The organism is Brachybacterium sp. AOP25-B2-12 (assembly GCF_052378625.1).
In the GTDB taxonomy this organism is placed as follows: domain Bacteria; phylum Actinomycetota; class Actinomycetes; order Actinomycetales; family Dermabacteraceae; genus Brachybacterium.
The window spans coordinates 1-2,748 of the sequence record NZ_JBQSXW010000047.1 but is presented as its reverse complement, the minus strand read 5'-3'; the positions used below and the strand labels follow the sequence as shown (position 1 = coordinate 2,748).

Annotated in this window: 1 protein-coding gene and 1 pseudogene; both read right to left on the bottom strand. The window is 68.1% G+C overall.

The window, feature by feature from the left end:
• Positions 1 to 322: 322 nt before the first annotated feature.
• Positions 323 to 1,678: an FAD-dependent oxidoreductase gene (locus tag ACT3TZ_RS14980; protein WP_055345496.1), complete on the bottom strand. Its 1,356-nt coding sequence runs from the start codon at positions 1,676 to 1,678 to the stop codon at positions 323 to 325.
• Positions 1,679 to 1,827: 149 nt separating this feature from the next.
• Positions 1,828 to 2,748 (bottom strand): annotated as a pseudogene (locus ACT3TZ_RS14975) (IS30-like element ISPfr9 family transposase); the annotation flags it as partial.

Below are 2,748 nucleotides of genomic sequence, written 5' to 3'. Positions count from 1 at the left end.
CCTCTGCGGACGAGGATGAACCCGTCCCATCCCTTTACGCCGACAGTTTGGAGCACAGTGGCGGTCAGGTCGGGATTAGCGGCGATGGCATCGACGACAGCACGGACGCCTCGAACCGAGCCATCTTGCGATGCATACCCCTACAGGGTACACCTATTCGAACCACGATCCGGCAGGGTCTATTCCCGGGGCGGGTCGGTCAGCCTCCAAGACATGCGGTGCCTGCGTCGGCGGCGGGGCCGGACGCCGGGCCCGACCGCCCCCGTCGAAGCAGAACGCCCTCCGACCCATCGGGTCGGAGGGCGTACTCGTGCCTGAGCGGTCAGGCCAATGGCTCCAGGGTGCCGAGCACCTCGTTGAAGGCCTCGGTGCTGGACGGGTGGGTCCAGATCCCGTCGCGCAGGTCGGAGACCTTGGCGCCCAGCCGGATGGCCAGGGCGACCATGTTGACCAGCTCCTGGGAGTCGATGGAGAAGATCGTCGCGCCGAGGATCTCTTGGCTGTCGGCGTCGACGAACAGCTTGAACAGGCCGTGGGTCTCGCCGACGATCTTCGGCCGGGGCATGGCGGCGATCTTCGCCACCTCCTTCTTCGCCATCAGGACGTTGCGGCCGGACTTGCGGGCCTGGGTCTCGTCCATGCCCACCATCGACAGCGGCGGGGTGATGAAGGTGGTGTTCGGCACCGCCACGCGGTCGCTGCGGCGGCGCGTGCCCTGGCCCATCACCGCGTCCCACACGATGCGGTTGTCGTCCAGCGAGATGTAGGTGAACTGCGGGCCGCCGTTGACGTCGCCCACCGCGTACACACCGGGGACGCTGGTCTGCAGCTGGTCGTCCACGACGACGAAGCCCCGCTCGTCCACCTCGATGCCGGCGGCCTCCAGGCCCAGCTCGCCGGTGACCGGCACGCGTCCGGCGGCCACCAGCACGGCCTCGGCCGCGAAATCGCCCTTGGTGGTGTGCACCACGGCGTGTGTGCCGTCGTCGTCCAGCGACGTGGGCCGGACGCCCTGCTCGATGGTGACGCCCATGTCGAGCAGGGTCTGCCTCACGGCCTCGGCCACGTCCCGGTCGGCGCGGGGAAGGAACTCCTCGCCGCGGTCGAGGATGGTGACCTTGGAGCCGAAGTGGGTGAACATGCTAGCGAACTCCAGCCCAATGAAGCCGCCGCCCACGATCACCAGCCGTTCGGGCAGCGGGTCGATGTGCTGGATGGTGGTCGAGTCGAACACCCGCGGTGAGTCGAAGCCGGGCAGGTCGACGCGGCGCGAGGTCGCACCGGTGCCGATCACCACGGTCTCGCCGGTGAGCTCCACCTGGCCCTCGGCGGTGTCGACGACGACCGTCCGCGGGCCGGTGAACCGGGCGGTGCCGTCCACCAGGGTGACGCCCGGCTTCTCCAGCATCTGGTGGTTCGCGGCGTTGAGCGTGCCGATCAGCGCGTCGCGGCCGGCGACGGCGGTGCGGAAGAACTCCTGCGGGTCGTCGGAGTCGCGACGCTCCTCGGCCGAGACGACGAGGTCCTTGGTCGGCACGCAGCCGATGTTGATGCAGGTGCCGCCGTACATCTCGGGCGAGCGCTCCACCAGCGCCACGGTCTTGCCGGCGGCCGCGAAGCGCCCCGCCAGGGTCTTGCCTGCCTTGCCCCAGCCGATCACCAGCAGGTCAACGTCCATCACAATTCTCCTTCGCGTAGGCACGCTCTCGCTCGCAACGCTCGCAATCCACGAGGTGCGGGATTTGCCGGTGGGCATCCTTCCAGCGGCACCGCTGAGATGGAAAGCCAACTGCTGACATCGCTCTGCTGGTCGGAGCCACGGCAGGTTCAACCGGTCGTCGCAACACCGGCTTCTTCCAAGGATTGTAGTTGCTTTTCGAAGACCTCGGCCGGTGTTCTCCAGCCGAGGGTCTTGCGGGGGCGGCTGTTTAGGGTGTGGGCCACGGCTTCCAGATCTTCTGCTGTCCAGCGGGACAGGTCGGTGCCCTTGGGGAAGTACTGACGCAGCAGCCCGTTGGTGTTCTCGTTGCTGGGCCGCTGCCATGGGCTGTGGGGGTCAGCGAAGTAGACCTTCGTGCCGGTCTCCAGGGCGAAGGTGGCGTGAGCGGATAGTTCCTTGCCGCGGTCCCAGGTGATGGTCTTGCGCAGCTGCTGCGGCAGAGCGGTGATCGACGCGGCGAGCGCGGTGTTCATCGCGACCGCACCGTAACCGCCCAGCGAGGGGCCGTTCTTGACCGGCGGCGTCTGGCCCCAGCCCTCCAAGCGAGGCAGATGGACCAGGATCGTGGCGCGGCTGTGGCGTTCGACCAAGGTGCCGATCGCGGAGCGGCCGGTGCCGATGATCAGGTCGCCTTCCCAGTGGCCGGGAACAGCCCGATCCGCGGCCTCCGCGGGCCGTTCGCTGATCACGACATCGGCGGTGACATGGCCATGGGGCTTGTTCCGCGAACGCTCACGCGGCGAGCGCAGAGCCCTGCCGGTGCGCAGGCAGGTCACCAGGTCCCGCTTCAGCGCCCCGCGGCCCTCGATGAACAGTGACTGGTAGATCGCCTCGTGACTGATCCGCATGGACTCATCATCACCGAACTCGATGCGCAGGCGGTGGCTGATCTGCTCCGGCCTCCAGGCCTTCGACCAGCGACGGTCGGCCCGGTGGGGCTTGTTCAACCCTTTCCAGACTGGCGTGTCTGGGCCGTTGACGGTGCGGCCGTCAGGGTGGGTGACCTTGCCAGCGAGCCGGTCCTGGAC

Excerpts from the sequence above, each read along its gene's own strand:
- ACT3TZ_RS14980 (WP_055345496.1), bottom strand. The coding sequence starts at position 1,678 with ATGGACGTTGACCTGCTGGTGATCGGCTGGGGCAAGGCAGGCAAGACC.